The 14956-nt window shown below is 71.3% G+C and carries 12 protein-coding genes and 1 pseudogene; 9 read left to right on the forward strand and 4 right to left on the reverse strand.

Annotated features, from left to right (window positions below; translation table 11 throughout):
- Positions 1–90 precede the first annotated feature (90 nt).
- Positions 91–1326, reverse strand: a pseudogene (locus tag AB0C20_RS30045) (hypothetical protein); the annotation flags it as partial.
- Positions 1327–1408: 82 nt separating this feature from the next.
- On the opposite strand from AB0C20_RS30045, the gene murD reads away from it, so the two are divergent.
- Complete coding sequence (gene murD / locus AB0C20_RS30050; RefSeq protein ID WP_357569217.1) at positions 1409–2755, forward strand: UDP-N-acetylmuramoyl-L-alanine--D-glutamate ligase; 1347 nt, start codon at positions 1409–1411, stop codon at positions 2753–2755.
- 59 nt (positions 2756–2814) lie between these two features.
- Here murD and AB0C20_RS30055 read toward each other — a convergent pair whose 3' ends face one another.
- Positions 2815–3783, reverse strand: coding sequence for a hypothetical protein (locus AB0C20_RS30055; RefSeq protein WP_357569218.1), 969 nt, complete (start codon positions 3781–3783; stop codon positions 2815–2817).
- 86 nt (positions 3784–3869) lie between these two features.
- On the opposite strand from AB0C20_RS30055, the gene AB0C20_RS30060 reads away from it, so the two are divergent.
- Both AB0C20_RS30060 and AB0C20_RS30065 read left to right on the forward strand, forming a co-directional pair.
- Positions 3870–4742, forward strand: a complete 873-nt coding sequence (locus AB0C20_RS30060) for a hypothetical protein (RefSeq protein ID WP_357191895.1) — start codon at positions 3870–3872, stop codon at positions 4740–4742.
- A gap of 29 nt (positions 4743–4771) precedes the next feature.
- Positions 4772–5608, forward strand: a complete 837-nt coding sequence (locus AB0C20_RS30065; protein WP_357191892.1) for a hypothetical protein — start codon at positions 4772–4774, stop codon at positions 5606–5608.
- Here AB0C20_RS30065 and AB0C20_RS30070 read toward each other — a convergent pair.
- Entirely contained in the window at positions 5592–6488 is an 897-nt protein-coding gene (locus tag AB0C20_RS30070; RefSeq protein ID WP_357191890.1) for a glutamate cyclase domain-containing protein, read from the reverse strand. The genes AB0C20_RS30065 and AB0C20_RS30070 overlap by 17 nt on opposite strands.
- Positions 6489–6727: 239 nt before the next feature.
- Between AB0C20_RS30070 and AB0C20_RS30075 the strand changes: the two genes are divergently transcribed.
- Together AB0C20_RS30075 and AB0C20_RS30080 are read left to right on the forward strand one after the other, a co-directional pair.
- Positions 6728–8026 (forward strand): aspartate aminotransferase family protein, encoded by a 1299-nt coding sequence (locus AB0C20_RS30075; RefSeq protein ID WP_357569219.1) that lies wholly within the window; start codon positions 6728–6730, stop codon positions 8024–8026.
- Positions 8023–9510, forward strand: a complete 1488-nt coding sequence (locus AB0C20_RS30080) for a CoA-acylating methylmalonate-semialdehyde dehydrogenase (protein ID WP_357191887.1) — start codon at positions 8023–8025, stop codon at positions 9508–9510. The genes AB0C20_RS30075 and AB0C20_RS30080 overlap by 4 nt, the downstream gene beginning before the upstream one ends.
- On the opposite strand, the gene AB0C20_RS30085 is transcribed toward AB0C20_RS30080, so the two are convergent.
- Positions 9482–10975: an acyltransferase gene (locus tag AB0C20_RS30085; protein WP_357569220.1), complete on the reverse strand. Its 1494-nt coding sequence runs from the start codon at positions 10973–10975 to the stop codon at positions 9482–9484. The two genes, AB0C20_RS30080 and AB0C20_RS30085, sit on opposite strands and share 29 nt — an antisense overlap.
- A gap of 192 nt (positions 10976–11167) precedes the next feature.
- On the opposite strand from AB0C20_RS30085, the gene ngcE reads away from it, so the two are divergent.
- The 4 genes from ngcE to AB0C20_RS30105 all read left to right on the forward strand — a co-directional run.
- Positions 11168–12583 (forward strand): N-acetylglucosamine/diacetylchitobiose ABC transporter substrate-binding protein, encoded by a 1416-nt coding sequence (ngcE, locus tag AB0C20_RS30090; protein WP_357191881.1) that lies wholly within the window; start codon positions 11168–11170, stop codon positions 12581–12583.
- Positions 12584–12647: 64 nt separating this feature from the next.
- Positions 12648–13556 carry a sugar ABC transporter permease gene (locus AB0C20_RS30095; protein ID WP_357191879.1) on the forward strand — a complete coding sequence of 303 codons (909 nt, stop codon included), beginning with the start codon at positions 12648–12650 and terminating at the stop codon, positions 13554–13556.
- Positions 13553–14452 (forward strand): carbohydrate ABC transporter permease, encoded by a 900-nt coding sequence (locus tag AB0C20_RS30100; RefSeq protein WP_357191876.1) that lies wholly within the window; start codon positions 13553–13555, stop codon positions 14450–14452. The genes AB0C20_RS30095 and AB0C20_RS30100 overlap by 4 nt, the downstream gene beginning before the upstream one ends.
- A gap of 255 nt (positions 14453–14707) precedes the next feature.
- On the forward strand, positions 14708–14956 hold a 249-nt coding region (locus tag AB0C20_RS30105; RefSeq protein WP_357569221.1), incomplete at its 3' end, for a hypothetical protein.

Consider the following 14956-nt stretch of genomic DNA (forward strand, 5'->3'; position numbering starts at 1 on the left):
GCTGTTCGGGGTGGCCTCCCGCGGTTCGTGGCGGGCGCTGGCCTGGGCCTCCGGGATTGCCCTCGCGCTGCTGGTCGCCGAGATCTACCTGATCAGGGCTTGGATCACCGGGGCGTCGCGCCACTGGTCCTGCTCGGCAAGCAGGCCGAGGGCCACCACCGACTCCTCGACCTCGCCCACGCACTCGAACGGCTTGTGCCCGTCCACGCCCAGCAACTCGCGGTAGCCGGGGATCTGCGACTCGTCGGCCAGCAGGTCACCCCCGAAGATGCCCACCACCCGCTCCCGCGGCATGAACGGCGCCATGGCCAGGAAGACGAAGCGGCACTTCGGGCAGTCCCGGCACCAGCGCTCACTCGCGTCGCGCAGCTTGAACGCCTGGTTGCAGCTGGTCACCACGTCGTCGTACCTGGTGAACTCGGCGAACAGCCGGGCGATGTGCAGCTCGGACAGCGAACGCAGCAGGGAGAAGTAGGGGTCGGTCAGGCCGGCGTGCTCGGCCAGCGACGCCCGCAGCAACCCCTCCGCCTCGACGCCCTTGGACCACTGGTGGTTGATCTCGTGGCCGTTCCAGACCAGGTTCGGGTCGGACGCCGAACGCTCGTTGGACATCACCACCGGGCCCAGCCCGTGCAGGACGGCGGTGGCCACAGCGATCAGGGAGTTGATGGCGGTGACCGGGATGTGCCCGTTCAGCGCGCCGGCCGCGTTCAGGTCGAACAGCACCGGGTCGATGCGCCGCCGGGCGGCCAGCGGGACCAGCCCGGACGCCTCGTTGACGGCGACGATGACGTGGTTCGGGTTTACCGAGAACGGCACCGGGTCCAGCTCGGCGCGGCGCAGCGCCTCCAGGCTGACGATCGAGTCCTTACCGCCGCCGACCGCCGAGAGCGGGCGACGGTCCGAGTCGTCGTACACCCGGGGCGACTCCGGGGTGCCGGCCGGCACCTCCGGGCGCAGCTCGAGCACGTGCGGCAGTTGGTTGCGGTACGCGTACTCCGCGAGGCCCTTTGTGTAGACGGCAGTGACGTAGTCGACGGTGGCCGCGCCCAGCGGCGCCGGCAGCACGAGTCGGGGCGGCGCGGCGGCCTTGTAGTAGCTGACCCCGGCGACGAGGTGCAGCACCTCCAACACCCGGTTGAGGGTCGCCACCGTCTCGTCGGAGGGCGGCTCCGTCGGCAGGGGGAGCGTGATCACCTCGGTGAACCGCTGCTCACCGGCCGGGCCGGTCAGGGCGTAGTCGAACAACACCTCGCCGGTGGCGAAGTCGATCGAGTAGGACGGGAAGGTGAAGGCGTCCATCCGCCGGAGCTGCTCGTTGGGCACACGCCATACTAGGCCCTGGTTCGTCCGGCCGTGTCCGGACCGGGCCCGCCCTGCCGCCGCCGTGACCCACGAGGAGAGCCCCGTGCGCCTTTCTGACCTGCGCGGACGTAGCGTCGCCGTCTGGGGCACCGGTCGGGAGGGCCGGGCCGCTGTGACCGCCATCGCCGCGCACGGCCCAGCCGAGCTGGTCGCCGTGGACGACAGCGCGAACTTCCTGTCGCTGCCCTGGGACGGCCCCCTGGCCGAGGCGGCGCCGCTGGTCACCGGCGAGGCGGGCTTCGAACGGCTGGCCGCCGCGGACGTGGTGGTCCGCTCCCCGGGCGTGCCCCAGACCCACCCCTGGCTCATCGAGCTGCGCCGCCGCGGGATCCTGGTGACCCAGGGCACCGCGTTGTGGATGGCCGACCACGCCGCGCGCACCGTCGGGGTCACCGGTAGTAAGGGCAAGAGCACCACCTCCAGCCTGATCAGTCACCTGCTCACCGCGATGGGGCGGCCGAACGTCTTCGGCGGCAACATCGGGGTGCCGACCCTCGACCTGCCGGACGCGGACCTGTACGTGTTGGAGCTGTCCAGCTACCAGTGCAGCGACCTCACCGACTCGCCCCGGGTGGCGGTGGTCACCGCGCTCTTCCCCGAGCACCTGGACGCGCACGGTGGGGAACGGGAGTACTACCGGGACAAGCTCAACCTGCTCGCCCACGACCCGCAGACGATAGTGGTCAACGGGGGTGATCCCCGGCTCGCCGCGGAGCTGGGTGAGCTGCCGGCGGTCCGCGCCGGTCGTCCCGACACCACCCACGTCGCCACCGGCGCCGACGGCATGCAGTGGTTCCACTTCGGTGACCAGCCGCTCTTCCCGCGCGCGGTGCTACCGCTGGTCGGCCGGCACAACGAGGGCAACCTCTGCGTCGCGCTCGCCGTGCTCGACGCGCTCGGCGTGGACGTGGTGGCCGGTAAGGACCACCTCGCCGTCGCGGTCGCCGAGTTCCAGGGGCTGGCCCACCGGCTCACCGAGATCACCGACCCGTCCGGGCTGACGTTCGTCGACGACACCCTGGCCACCAGCCCGTACGCGGCCATGCACGCCATCGACGCGTACGACGGGCGGCCGTTGACGGTGATCGTCGGGGGCAACGACAGGGGTCTGGACTACACGCCGTTGGCCGAGCACCTGGCCGAGCGGGAGCTGACAGTGATCGGGATTCCGGACAGCGGCACCCGCATCGTCGAGGTACTCGCCGGCCTGCCGAAGGTGCGTACCGAACTGGTCGACGACCTGGTGGAAGCGGTCCGGCTGTCCCGTGAGGTGACCCCGGCCGGCGGGGTGGTGCTGCTGTCCCCGGCCGCGCCCAGCTACGGCCGGTTCCGCAACTTCGAGCACCGCTCCGAGGTCTTCGCCCAAGCCGTCGCCGACACCGCCCGCTGAGGCCAGCGCGCCGACACCGCCCGCTGAGCCCGGCTCAGCGGTGGGCCGGGCCTTCCACGTCAGCGCGGGTGAAGCCCGGCGTGCAGGGCGCGCATCGAGCGGATCGCCGAGCGGACCTCCTGGAGGTAGCGCCCCGGCGTGAGCGTCTGCTCGGGCAGCACCGCCAGGTCGGCAAGCGTCGGGTCCACCCCGACCGTGTCGATGGCGCACCCGTACGGCACGGCCAGCGTGCGCAGCGCGTCGCAGTGCTGGAACGGCACGTAGATCGGCGCGGTGACCATCAGGACCTTGTCGCCCGGCGCGAGCCGGACGTGGCCGGCCCAGAACCGCTGGGTGTCGGCGGTGTGGGCCCGCCGCTGGTCGGGTTCGCTGGACGGTGCGGCCAGCACCCGGATCGGTGGCAGCCCGTCCGGTCGGTAGGTCCGCGACGACCAGGAGTGGTGCGGGTGGCCGGCGTCGACGCCGGCCTGCTCGGCCGGGGCGGCCACCTCGAACACCCGGCGGACGGCCGTGTCCAGCACGTCCACCTCGGTCTCGTCGGCCGGTAGGCCCGCCTCGGCGAGCGTGCGGCGTTCCCAGTCCGACAGCGGCCGGAAGCTGCCCAGGACGGCGACCTCGCCGCTCACCGGTAGGCCGGCGCGGAGCAGGTGCGCGGCGTAGCCGACGCGGCGTACGCAGGCGTGCGCCAGGCCGCCGAGCACCACCAGGTGGGCGTACGCCGACCGGGCCGGTGGCACCGGGTGGATCAGCCCGAGTGCGGCGGCCGCGTCGAGCACCAGTGTCGCGGTGGCCGGATCGAGGTCGGGCTCCCGGGCGTCGGGCCGTTCCCGGCCGCCCCGAAAGTCCCAGTGGCGGGCGGAGAAGTCGTCGAGGAAGCGGAGCACGTCGGTGAGGTCACCGTCGGGCCAGGTGCCGCCGAAGTGGGCGACCAGGCCGCGGAGCGGGGTGGAGCAGACCCAGGTCTGGATCTCCGCCGTGATCCGCTCGTCGTCAGTTCCGGTCGACGGCGCCGCGTCCGCTCTGTGCACAGCCGGATGCTACCGGCCCGCTGCGGCGGGGCCGGTGGTTGTGGTTGCTGTCTACGCTGGCGGGAGCGGCTGATTGGGGGATCTCGATGACCCGTGACGTGGCCCGTCAGCGGTTACGGGAGGGCGGCGGCTCCACCGCCGGCTTCGTCCGGCTGGTGGCGCACACCGACCCGGTGGCGTTGGTCGGCATCACGCTGTCGATCACCCTCAGCGTCGTGCTGGACCTCAGCAACGCCGCCTCCGGGGTGGAGTCGCTGCTGGCCGGCCTGATGGGCATCACCATCTCGCTGTTGGTCGACTCACTGGCCCGCGCGGAGCGCCGCTTCCACCTGCGCACCCTGTTGGACGGCCCGCCCTGGCTGGTCCGCACCACAACGGAGTTGGCCGGGGCGATGCGGGAGGCGGCCGAGCAGCACGCGGGCACCCGGGTCGCGGTGGAGGCGCAGCGGCGCTACGAGCAGTTCCGGTTGGAGGCCGAGCAGCTCGCTGACGGTCGGATCATCCGGCGCGGTGACGAGGACGAGGATCTGGTCGGCGCGACCCGTGCCTGCGTACGTCGGCTGGACGGGTTGACCAACGTGATGCCCCGGGTGAGCGGGGAGTTGAGCTGGTGGCGCAGTGAGATCGGCCGGCGCTACTGGGAGGCCAATGTGGAGGCCCTGCAACGGGGTGTCCAGATCACCCGGGTCTTCGTCTACGCCACGCTGACCGACGATCTGTCCGCCCTGGTGGAGAAGCAGCGCGCGGCCGGGGCGCGGGTGGGTCTGCTGCCCATCGGGGTGGTGAGTCCGCACCTGCACGTGAACTTGACACTCTGGGACGGGTCGAGCTGTTGGGAGGCCCACATGACCGCGCACGGCGAGATCGGCGAGAATCAGTTCTCGGTCAACCGGACGGACGTCGCTCGGCTCACCCGCGTGTTCGACAGCTGCGCGAACGCCGCGACCTTCCAGGACTGACGGCCTTACCGGGCGGGAACGGGTGAGCCATGACGTGGAGCGCGGTCCTGCTGGTGACGGCAGTGGTCTGGGCGGTCAGCGTGATCCGCTCGGTCCGGCTCCGCGCGCTGGTCTACAGCCTGCCGCTGCCGATGACGCTCGCACTGCTCACCACCGACTATCGGGTGGACGGCGCGCAGGTGCTCGGCGTGCTCGGGCTCAACCTCTTCTTCGTCACGGTGGCGGTCACCCACCAGCGGTGGCGGTGGCCGATCCTGCTCGCCGACGTCGCGGGGATCGCCGTCTACGTGGTGCTGAGCGCCGCCCTGTTGGCCGTCCACATCCCGTTCGAGGTGGCCCTCGGCAGCACGCTCGTGCTCTGGCTGGCTGCCATCCTGTGGCTGCGCCGTCGCGCCCGCCGGAGCGACAGCCGTCGTGCCGGCCCGCCCGCCGTTCCCGCCGAGGAGACGATCGCCGTCGCGGAGACCCGCCCGGACGGGCTGCCGGTGTTGCTCAAGCTGGTGGTGATCTTCGTTGGGGCGGTCCTCACCCAACTGCTCGGCGCGGTGCTGCGCGGCATGGTGGTGACGTTCCCGTACTCGGGGGTGCTGGTCGCCGTCGAGGCCCGCCGGCAGTTGGCCGAGTTCAGTCGGCACTTCGCCCGCAACAGCCTCGCGCTCGTCGGCTTCCTCACCGCGTACCACTACCTTCAGGACGTCTCGTCGGCCGCGGCGCTGGGTGCCGGCTGGGCGGCGTTCGCTGTGGTCGCCGTCGCCCTGCACCTGCCGTTGCGCCCCCGCCAGGTTGCGCACGCACGGGCGTCGAGCCGCCCGCCGAGGGCATTGCGGCCGGCGACCGAGCCGCCCACACCTACCGGCCTTCCCTGACCAGCTCGGCGATCCGGGTGAGCGGTTCGGCGTACGCGGGCCAGTCGAGGCCGTCGACGCTGAGCGTCGGGCGTCGGCGTACGCCGTCCACAGCGCCCGCGCGCACTATGGCGGTCAGCAGGTCGTACGACCAGGCGGGCTCCAGCAGCGTCCGAAGCTGGGGCACATCCGGGCGGAGCAGCGACAGCGCGCCGACGAGGGCGGCTGCGGCCCAGTTGGACGTGCCGCCGACGAGCAACGCGTCGGCGCCCACCACGCACCGGATCCGCTCGCCCGAGGCGACCACCCGTCCGATCAGGTCCGCCGGTAGCCGGCCCATGCCGAGTTCGTTGCCACCGTCGCCGATGCCGATCCGGTACGCCGACCCCGAGGTGTAGAGCCGGTCCAGTGGTGCCGTGTGCGCGCCGATGTCCTCGCCACGCATGTTGCGGGGCCGACCGTCCACAGCGGGCCCGACCCGCTCGCAGGCGATGAGGTGGGTCAGCCGGCCGTACTCGGGGAGCCGGGCGGCGGCCCACTCCTCGTACCCCCGCAGCGGCGCGACGTCGACCGGCAGGCCCGGCGCGGCGGCGGCGACGGCCGCCTCGACCACCGGGGCGCAGGGCTCGTCGGTGACGATCCGGCACCGGCCACCGAGCACGCGTAGCGCGGCGGCGATCTGCACCGCGCCGAGCGGGCCGTCGGTCTCCGCGGCGGGTGGCTCGGCGCCGGGGATGAAGAACCCGGTGAACACCGCGGCGTCGGGCGCCCCGGCGGCGGCGAGCGACCGGGCGGCGGCCAGCAGCCCACCCGCCGCGGGCGCGGCCAACGCCTCGCTGCCCCGGCCCACCTCGCACGACGCGATGCGCTCCAGCTCGGCGATCGTCTCTTCGATACGCACCGCGTGCCTCCCCGGCGACAGTGGACCGACCCACTGTAGCGGCGGGCGGCCAAACTGCGGATCGAGTGGGCTTTTCCCACGAGTACTGCGGAAATCATGGGTCATGGCCAACCTTTTCCATGGAAACCGTTGACGTGCTGTCAGGTCGAGGTTCCCATGCGCTACACGGTGACAGTTGTTCGCGTCGGCCGGCGGTGGGAGCGTGCGGTATCCACGAACGCCGCTGAAGGGTTGCCACGATGACCGACGACCTGCTGGCCCGGCACCGGGCCGTGCTCCCGTCCTGGATGCCGTTGTACTACGCCGAGCCGCTCGAGTTGGTCTCCGGCTCGGGCCGCCGGGTCACCGACGCGCAGGGCCGCAGCTACCTGGACTTCTTCGGCGGTGTGCTGACCAACATGATCGGGTACGACATCCCGGAGATCCGGGAGGCCGTCGAGCGGCAGCTCGCCACCGGCATCGCGCACACCTCGACGCTCTACCTGATCCGGCAGCAGGTGGAGCTGGCCGAGAAGATCGCCCGGCGCTCCGGCATCCCGGACGCGCGGGTGTTCTTCACCAACTCCGGCACCGAGGCGAACGAGGCGGCGCTGCTGGTCGCCACCAACCACCGCCGGTCGCACCAGATCCTGGCCGTGCGCAACAGCTACCACGGCCGGTCGTACGCGGCGATGGGCGTCACCGGCAACCGCAACTGGTCGGCCAGCGGCCTCAACCCTCTCCAGGTGGCCTGGCTGCACTCCGGTGACCAGGTGCGTGGTCTGCTGGCCCGGCTGAGCGCCGACGAGCAGGTCGACGCGGCAGTGGAGGACCTGCGCGAGGTGCTGGCCACCCAGACCGCCGGTGACGTGGCAGCTCTCATCGCCGAACCGATCCAGGGCGTTGGCGGTTTCGTGCATCCGCCGGACGGGCTCTTCGCCGGCTGGAAGCAGGTCCTCGACGAGCACGGCATCCTGTTCATCGCCGACGAGGTGCAGACCGGCTGGGGGCGTACCGGGGAGCACTTCTGGGGTTACCAGGCGCACGGCGTCACACCGGACCTGCTCACCTTCGCCAAGGGCATCGGCAACGGGTTCGCCCTGGCCGGGGTGGTCGGCCGGGCCGAGGTGCTGGAGTCGGTTGCGGCCATCAGCTTCTCCACCTTCGGCGGCAACCCGATCTCCACGGCGGCCGGCAACGCGGTGCTCGACTACCTGATCGCGCACGACCTCCAGGCGAACGCGGCCCGCGTCGGCGCGATCCTCGCCGACGGCCTGCGGTCCGCAGTGGGCGGGCTCGACTGCGTCGCCGAGGTACGCGGAAAGGGGCTGATGCTCGGCGTCGAGTTCGTCCGGCCGGGTGGCAGTGAGCCGGATCCGGCGTTGACCAACCGGGTCTTCGAAGCCGCCCGGGACGGTGGCCTGCTGACCGGCAAGGGCGGCCTCCACGGCAACGTGCTGCGGATGGGTCCACCGTTGACGCTGACCGAGGAGGAGGCCCGTGAGGGCCTGGCGATCCTCGTCGACGCGATCCGAACGGCTGCGGGGGTGGCGGCATGAGCATCGGTCACTTCGTCGACGGCAAGCGGGTCGACGGCACGTCGCGGCGGCGCGGTGACGTGTTCGACCCGGCGACCGGTAGGCGTACCGCCGAGGTCGAGCTGGCCTCGACAGCGGACGTCGACGTGGCGGTGCAGGCCGCCGTCCGCGCGGCGCAAGCCTGGCGGGACGCGTCGCTGGCCCGGCGGTCCGCTGTGCTGTTCGCCTTTCGGGAGTTGGTGCACACCCGGCGGGACCGGCTCGCCGAGGTGATCACCGCCGAGCACGGGAAGGTGCTCGCCGACGCCGCCGGCGAGGTGCAGCGCGGCCTGGAGGTCATCGAGTACGCGTGCGGGCTGCCGTCGGCGCTGCGCGGCGCGTTCAGCGAGAACGTGTCCACCGAGGTCGACTCGTACACCATCCGGCAGCCGCTCGGGGTGGTAGCGGTGATCTCCCCGTTCAACTTCCCGGTGATGGTGCCGCTGTGGTTCGTGCCGGTGGCGGTGGCCTGCGGCAACGCGGTGGTGCTCAAGCCGAGCGAGAAGGACCCGAGCGCCGCGCTGCTGCTGGCCGAGTGGTTCGCCGAGGCGGGCCTGCCCGACGGGGTGCTCAACGTGGTCAACGGCGACAAGGAGGCGGTCGACGCGTTGCTGGAGCACCCGGAGGTGCGGGCGGTGTCGTTCGTCGGCTCCACGCCGATCGCCAGGTACGTCTACCAACGCGGAACTGCCACCGGCAAGCGGGTGCAGGCGCTCGGTGGGGCGAAGAACCACATGGTGGTGCTCCCGGACGCCGATCTGGACCTGGCCGCCGACGCGGCGGTCAACGCCGGGTTCGGCTCGGCGGGGGAGCGGTGCATGGCCATCTCGGTGCTGGTGGCTGTGGAGCCGGTGGCGGACGCGCTGGTCGAGCGGATCGCCGCGCGGGTGACCGGCCTGCGCACCGGCGACGGCCGACGGGGCTGCGACATGGGCCCACTGGTGACCGCCGCGCACGCGGCGAAGGTGCGTTTCTACGTGGACGCCGGCGTCGCCGCCGGCGCGGTCCCGGTGGTGGACGGGCGGGACGTGACGCCGGACGGCGACCCGGAGGGCTTCTGGCTCGGCCCGACGCTGTTCGACCGGGTGACCCCTGACATGTCGATCTACACCGACGAGATCTTCGGGCCGGTGCTGAGCGTGGTCCGGGTCGGCTCGTACGACGAGGCGGTGGACTTGGTCAACGCCAGCCCGTACGGCAACGGCACGGCGATCTTCACCAACGACGGCGGGGCGGCCCGGCGCTACCAGCACGAGGTGGAGGTGGGCATGGTCGGGATCAACGTGCCCATCCCGGTGCCGATGGCGTACCACTCGTTCGGCGGCTGGAAGTCGTCGCTCTTCGGTGACCTGCACGCGCACGGCGAGGACGGGGTCCGGTTCTTCACCCGGGGCAAGGTCGTCACCAGCCGGTGGTTGGATCCACGGCACGGCGGGGTCAACCTCGGGTTCCCCACCCAGACCTGAGCAGGCGCAGCACGCCCGCCCCGGCCAGGTACGCCACCAGCGCCGGGACGGGCGTGCCGAGCGGCTCCGGCGCCTGCTGCGGGGCGGTGCTGTTGACCAGCAGCGCGGCCACCACGGCGGCGTAGCCGGCCACCGCCAACGCCGCCCGGGCCGGGGTGCCCCGAGGCGTCCGCCGTCCGGTGCGGTGTCGGCCGCTGCGCGCCTCCACCGGCCCGAAGATGGTGACCAGCACCGCCAGAACGGCGCTGAGCAGCAGCAACCACGGCACCCGCCAGGCCCACCAGGCGGCCGTGTCGACCGCCGGAGTGGGCAGCGTTCCGACCGCGTCGAGCAACCCGATCAGCAGGATCGCGGCGGTCAGGTGCCAGAGGAAGACGGTCAGCACCACCAGGTTGACCCCGATCACCAGCTGCCACGGCCCGCTGCGGCGCAGCAGTCGCTCGGCCGGGCCGCGCAGCAGCAGGATCAGACCGAGCTGGCCGGCGGCGACGGCCAGCAACGCGAGGCTGGGTGGCGCGGCGTTGTCGAGCCGCTCGTCGGGCACCTTGAGCATGGCCACCGGCCAGGGGCCGAGGACGGTGAGCAGCAGCACCGCGCCCAGCCCGCCCGCCAGGAAGACCAGCCCGGCCCGGCGGGAGGTGGGCAGCCGCCGTCGGCGTACCCCCGGACGGTCGGGAGTCGGCGGCCCGGCAGCGTCGGTCGCGGCAGGTGGTGGCGCGGTTGGGCCGGCCGGTGCGGGCGGTGACGCGGTTGGGCCGTCAGCGGCGGCGTTAGCGGGCGGTGGCGGGGTTGGGCCGGCAGGTGGTGGCGTGGCGCGGGCGTCGTGCCAGGCGAAGCCGAGCTGGTGAACGGCCAGCCAACCGAACAGGTAGTTGCCGTAGCTCAGCTCCTCCGGCCCACTCAGCCGGCCGAGGTCGCCGAGGCCGACCACTGCGACGAGCACCAGCGGCACGGCCAGGCCGAGGCGGCGGTGCAACGCGTACATCGGTGGGGTGAGCGCTACCGCCGCCAGGTAGGCGACCAGGAACCAGAGCGGGATGGTGGCGAACCAGAACACCTCGCGAATCTGGGTGGGGTCGGCGCCGCGCAGCCAGGCGACCGCCGCGGCTGCGGTGAGCACCAGCAGCAGCGTGCTGGTGGGGCGGACAAGGCGTGAACTGCGGTCGATCAGCCAGCCGGCTGCGTCGCCGCCGCGGGCCTTCAGCCGGGTCAGCGAGGCCGCGTTGGCGTAGCCCCCGACCAGGAAGAAGACCGGCATCACCTGGGCCAGCCAGGTCAGCGGGTACGCCCAGCGCAGGTCGCCGAGCGCCGAGTGCCCGGTGGCCTGCCCGTCGGGGTCACGGCCGATCACCGTGACGGTCCAGTGTCCGAAAACGACCATGGTGATGGCGAGCGCGCGGAGCAGGTCGACGTACCGTTCCCGCCCAGCCGGGGTGCGCTCGGCCAGCTGGCGCAGACGGCGCATCGCCTCAGGTTAGGCGACCCGGCGGCGGCTGGTGGTGATAACGGTTCGGCAGTCAGGACTTGAAGTCCGAGCCCGGCTGTCGTAGAAATTCTTCAGCAACAGAGCATGAACTGAAGAGAACTACCGCCCCTCGCGCGGCGGACGCCTCCCCCACAGACCGGCGATCCGCCCGACCCGACCCGAGGAGAACCCATGAACAGGCGTGACATCCTGCGGCGCAGCGCCGCCGCCGGCCTCCTGGCCACCCCCGCCGCCGGCCTGCTGTCCGGCTGCGCCACCAGCGGTGGCGGTGACAAGAACGATGCCGAGACCTACCAGGGCACCAAGAGCGCGCAGAACCCGCTCGGCGTGAAGGAGGACGCCCCACTCGAGGTGGTGATCTTCGGCGGCGGGTTCGGTGAGGAGTACGCCAAGGCCCACGAGGCCATGTACACCGAGAAGTACCCGAAGGCGAAGATCAAGCACTCCTCCACGCAGGAGATCAGCAAGACCCTCCAGCCGCGCTTCGTCGACGGCACCCCGCCGGACGTCGTCAACAACTCCGGCTCCAGCCAGATCGACTTCAACGGTCTGGTCAGCCAGAACGCCCTCGCCGGCCTCGACGAACTGCTGGCCGCCCCGAGCCTCGACATCCCCGGCAAGACGGTCAGGGACACCCTGCTGCCCGGCGCTGTCGAGGTCGGCTCCTACGACGGCAAGTTCCTGGTGCTCAACTACACCTACACCGCCTACGGCATCTGGCACTCGGCCAAGCTCTTCGCCGACCGCGGCTGGTCGTACGCGAAGACCTGGGACGAGCACATCGCGCTCTGCAAGCAGATCAAGGCCGCCGGCATCGCCCCCTGGACGTACGCCGGCCTGCACCCGCGCTACATGAGCTGGCCGCTGATCTCCACGGCCATCAAGTTCGGCGGCCCGTCGGTGGCGACGGCCATCGACAACCTGGAGCCGAACGCCTGGAAGTCCGACTCGATGCGCGCCGCCGCCGACGCCTGGCACCAGATCGTCAAGGACAAGTACATCCTGGACGGCTCGCCCGGCCTGGACCACAAGCAGTCGCAGACCGCCTGGTGTCAGGGCAAGGCCGCCTTCATCTCCTGCGGCTCCTGGCTGGAGAGCGAGCAGAAGGACGTCACACCGGCCGGGTTCAACATGACCATCGCGCCGACGCCGAGCCTGGGCAGCGGCGACAAACTGCCGTTCGAGGCGATCCGGGGCACCGCCGGGGAACCGTTCATGGTGCCCGCCAAGGCCCGCAACGTCGCCGGCGGCCTGGAGTACTTCCGGACCATGCTCTCCAAGAAGGGCGCCCAGGACTTCACGAAGAAGGTCGCCAGCCTCACGGTTGTCGCCGGCGCCACCGAGGGCGTCGAGCTGCCGTACGGGCTGAGCACAGTGGTCAAGGCCCTCGACGCGTCCGGTGCCAACGGCTTCAACTGGGTCTACAACAGCTTCTACCGCAAGTTGGAGCGCAACCTCGTCGACGCCGCGTGCGGCGAGTTCTTCAGCGGCCGGATCGGCCCCGCCGAGTTCCTCGAACAGTGCCAGAAGGGCGCCGACTCGATCGCCCAGGACAGCTCGATCAAGAAGTACAAGCGAGCGGCCTGACCGCCCGGCCGGTGGGGGAGACGTCCGCCCCCACCGGCCGTACCCCAACGGAGAGGTCCCTCTCGTGAAACATGGCAAGTGGCCGCTGATCGTCACGTTCCTGGTGCCACCGGTGCTGCTGTACGTGTTCTTCGTCGTCTCGCCGTACCTCCAGGCGTTCCAGATCTCCACCACCGACTGGCTCGGCTACTCCGCCGACGCCAACTCGGTCGGCCTGGCCAACTTCAAGACCCTCTGGCACGACGACTACGTGTGGAACGCGCTGAAGAACAACGCGATCCTGCTGGGACTGGTGCCGGTGCTGACCATCGTGCTCGGGCTCTTCTTCGCCACCATGCTCTCCATGGGTGGGCGCAAGGGCAGTGCCGGCGTCACCGGCGTACGCGGCGGCGCGCTCTACCGCACTGTCTACTTCTTCCCGCAGGTGCTCTCCGTGGTGATCATCGCCTTGCTGTGGAAGGAGGTGTACCACCCGAACAAGGGGCTGCTCACCACCGCTCTGCACGGCCTCGGCCTGCCCGCGCCGACCTGGCTCGGCGACCCGGCGACCGCCTTCTGGTGCGTGCTGGCGGTGATGGTCTGGAGCAACGTCGGCTTCTACGTGGTGCTGTTCGGCGCGGCGATGTCGGCAGTTCCGAAGGAGATCTACGAGGCCGTCCTGCTCGACGGCGCGTCCCGATTCACCACCCTGCGCCGGGTCACCCTGCCGCTGCTCTGGGACACCGTCCAGGTCGCCTGGGTCTACCTGGCCATCTTCGCCCTGGACGGGTTCATCCTCGTGCAGTTGATGACAAACGGCGGGCCGAACTTCTCCACCGACGTGATCGGCGTACGGATGTACGACACCGCCTTTGGCAGCGAGACCAAGTTCGGCTACGCCTCGGCGATCGGCGTGGTGATGTTCTTCCTGACCCTCTCGGTGGCGGTGCTGTCGCTGCGGGTCGGCCGGCGCGAACGGATCGAGTACTCGTGACCACTCTGGATCAGCCCACCGCGACCGCCCCGACCCCGGTCACCAGCGGGGACCGCCCGGTACGCCGGGAACTCGGCGTGGCCAACGCCCTCTCGCACGGCTTCCTGCTGCTCTGGGGCCTGCTCACCGTACTGCCGCTGTTGTGGATGTTCATCAGCTCGTTCAAGACCAACGGTGAGATTCTCGCCGACCCGTGGGGGCTCCCCGGCGCGCTGAACCTGGACAACTGGGCGCGGGCCTGGACCGGGGCGCACATCGGCCGGTACTTCCTCAACAGCCTGGTGGTGGTGGCCGGCTCGGTCAGCCTCACCATGCTGATGGGGGCCACCGCCGCGTACGTCTTCGCCCGGTACGAGTTCCGCGGCCGCCAGGTCGTCTACTACCTGTTCGTCGGCGGCCTGATGTTCCCGGTGTTCCTCGCCCTGGTGCCGCTGTTCTTCGTGGTCCGCAACGCCGGTCTCTTCAACACCTGGGTCGGGCTGATCCTCGTGTACGCGGCCTACTCGCTGCCGTTCACCGTGTTCTTCCTGACCGCGTTCTTCCGGACCCTGCCGACCTCGGTGGCGGAGGCCGCACTGGTCGACGGCTGCGGTCACTTCCGGCTCTTCTTCCGGGTGATGCTGCCCATGGCACGTCCGGGACTGATCAGCGTGGCGATCTTCAACTTCCTCAGCCACTGGAACCAGTTCCTCCTACCGCAGGTGCTGTTGCAGGGCGACGAGTCCAAGTGGATGCTGGCGCAGGGGCTGTTTGCGCTATCGGTCAGCCAGGGGTACGCCGGCGACTACGCTCGGCTCTTCGCCGGGCTGAGTATCGCTGTGCTCCCGGTGCTCGCTGTCTACGTGGCCTTCCAGCGGCAGGTGCAGTCCGGCCTCACCGCGGGGCAGCTCAAGTAGAACTCACCCACCGCTGACCGATACCGATCAGCGCCCCCAGCGGCTTGATCGGCCTTCCGCCCCGCCTCCGCCCGCCTGCGGCTTGAACGGCCTTCCGCCCCACCTGCGGTCCGAGCCGCCCCAACCCGACCCGATCCGGCGAGCCGCCCCCGACTCCACCCCGATCCACCCCCAAGATCCGCGCAACTTCGGTGAAACTGTTGCCTCGGCACGTCGTGAGGCAGCAGTTTCACCGAACGTGCGCGGATCTTGGCCATGCCGCGATGGGTCGCGGAGTTGGGGGCGCGTTGGGGCGCGTTGGCCCGTGCGGGGTGTGGCGTGGCCCGCGCGGCGTGGCCCGCGCGGCGTGGCCCGCGCGGCGTGGCCCGTGCGGGGCGGCGGGCGGGGTGCAACAAGGCGGGCTGGGCTGGCGCGGCGCGGCCAGGCGGGTGCGGCCCAGGCGGGGTGCGGGCCCGGCGGGGTGCGGGCCAGGCGGGGGAACTGCTGCACACCTTCGCGCTGGTG

Origin of the sequence: Micromonospora sp. NPDC048843 (genome assembly GCF_040649965.1) — a bacterium.
Taxonomy (GTDB): Bacteria; Actinomycetota; Actinomycetes; order Mycobacteriales; family Micromonosporaceae; genus Micromonospora; species Micromonospora hortensis.

Bases quoted from the DNA above. Each gene is read 5' to 3' on its own strand.
- AB0C20_RS30080 (WP_357191887.1), top strand. From the start codon at position 8,023: ATGAGCATCGGTCACTTCGTCGACGGCAAGCGGGTCGACGGCACGTCG.
- ngcE (WP_357191881.1), top strand. From the start codon at position 11,168: ATGAACAGGCGTGACATCCTGCGGCGCAGCGCCGCCGCCGGCCTCCTG.
- AB0C20_RS30065 (WP_357191892.1), top strand. From the start codon at position 4,772: ATGACGTGGAGCGCGGTCCTGCTGGTGACGGCAGTGGTCTGGGCGGTC.
- AB0C20_RS30075 (WP_357569219.1), top strand. From the start codon at position 6,728: ATGACCGACGACCTGCTGGCCCGGCACCGGGCCGTGCTCCCGTCCTGG.
- AB0C20_RS30060 (WP_357191895.1), top strand. From the start codon at position 3,870: ATGACCCGTGACGTGGCCCGTCAGCGGTTACGGGAGGGCGGCGGCTCC.
- AB0C20_RS30085 (WP_357569220.1), bottom strand. From the start codon at position 10,975: ATGCGCCGTCTGCGCCAGCTGGCCGAGCGCACCCCGGCTGGGCGGGAA.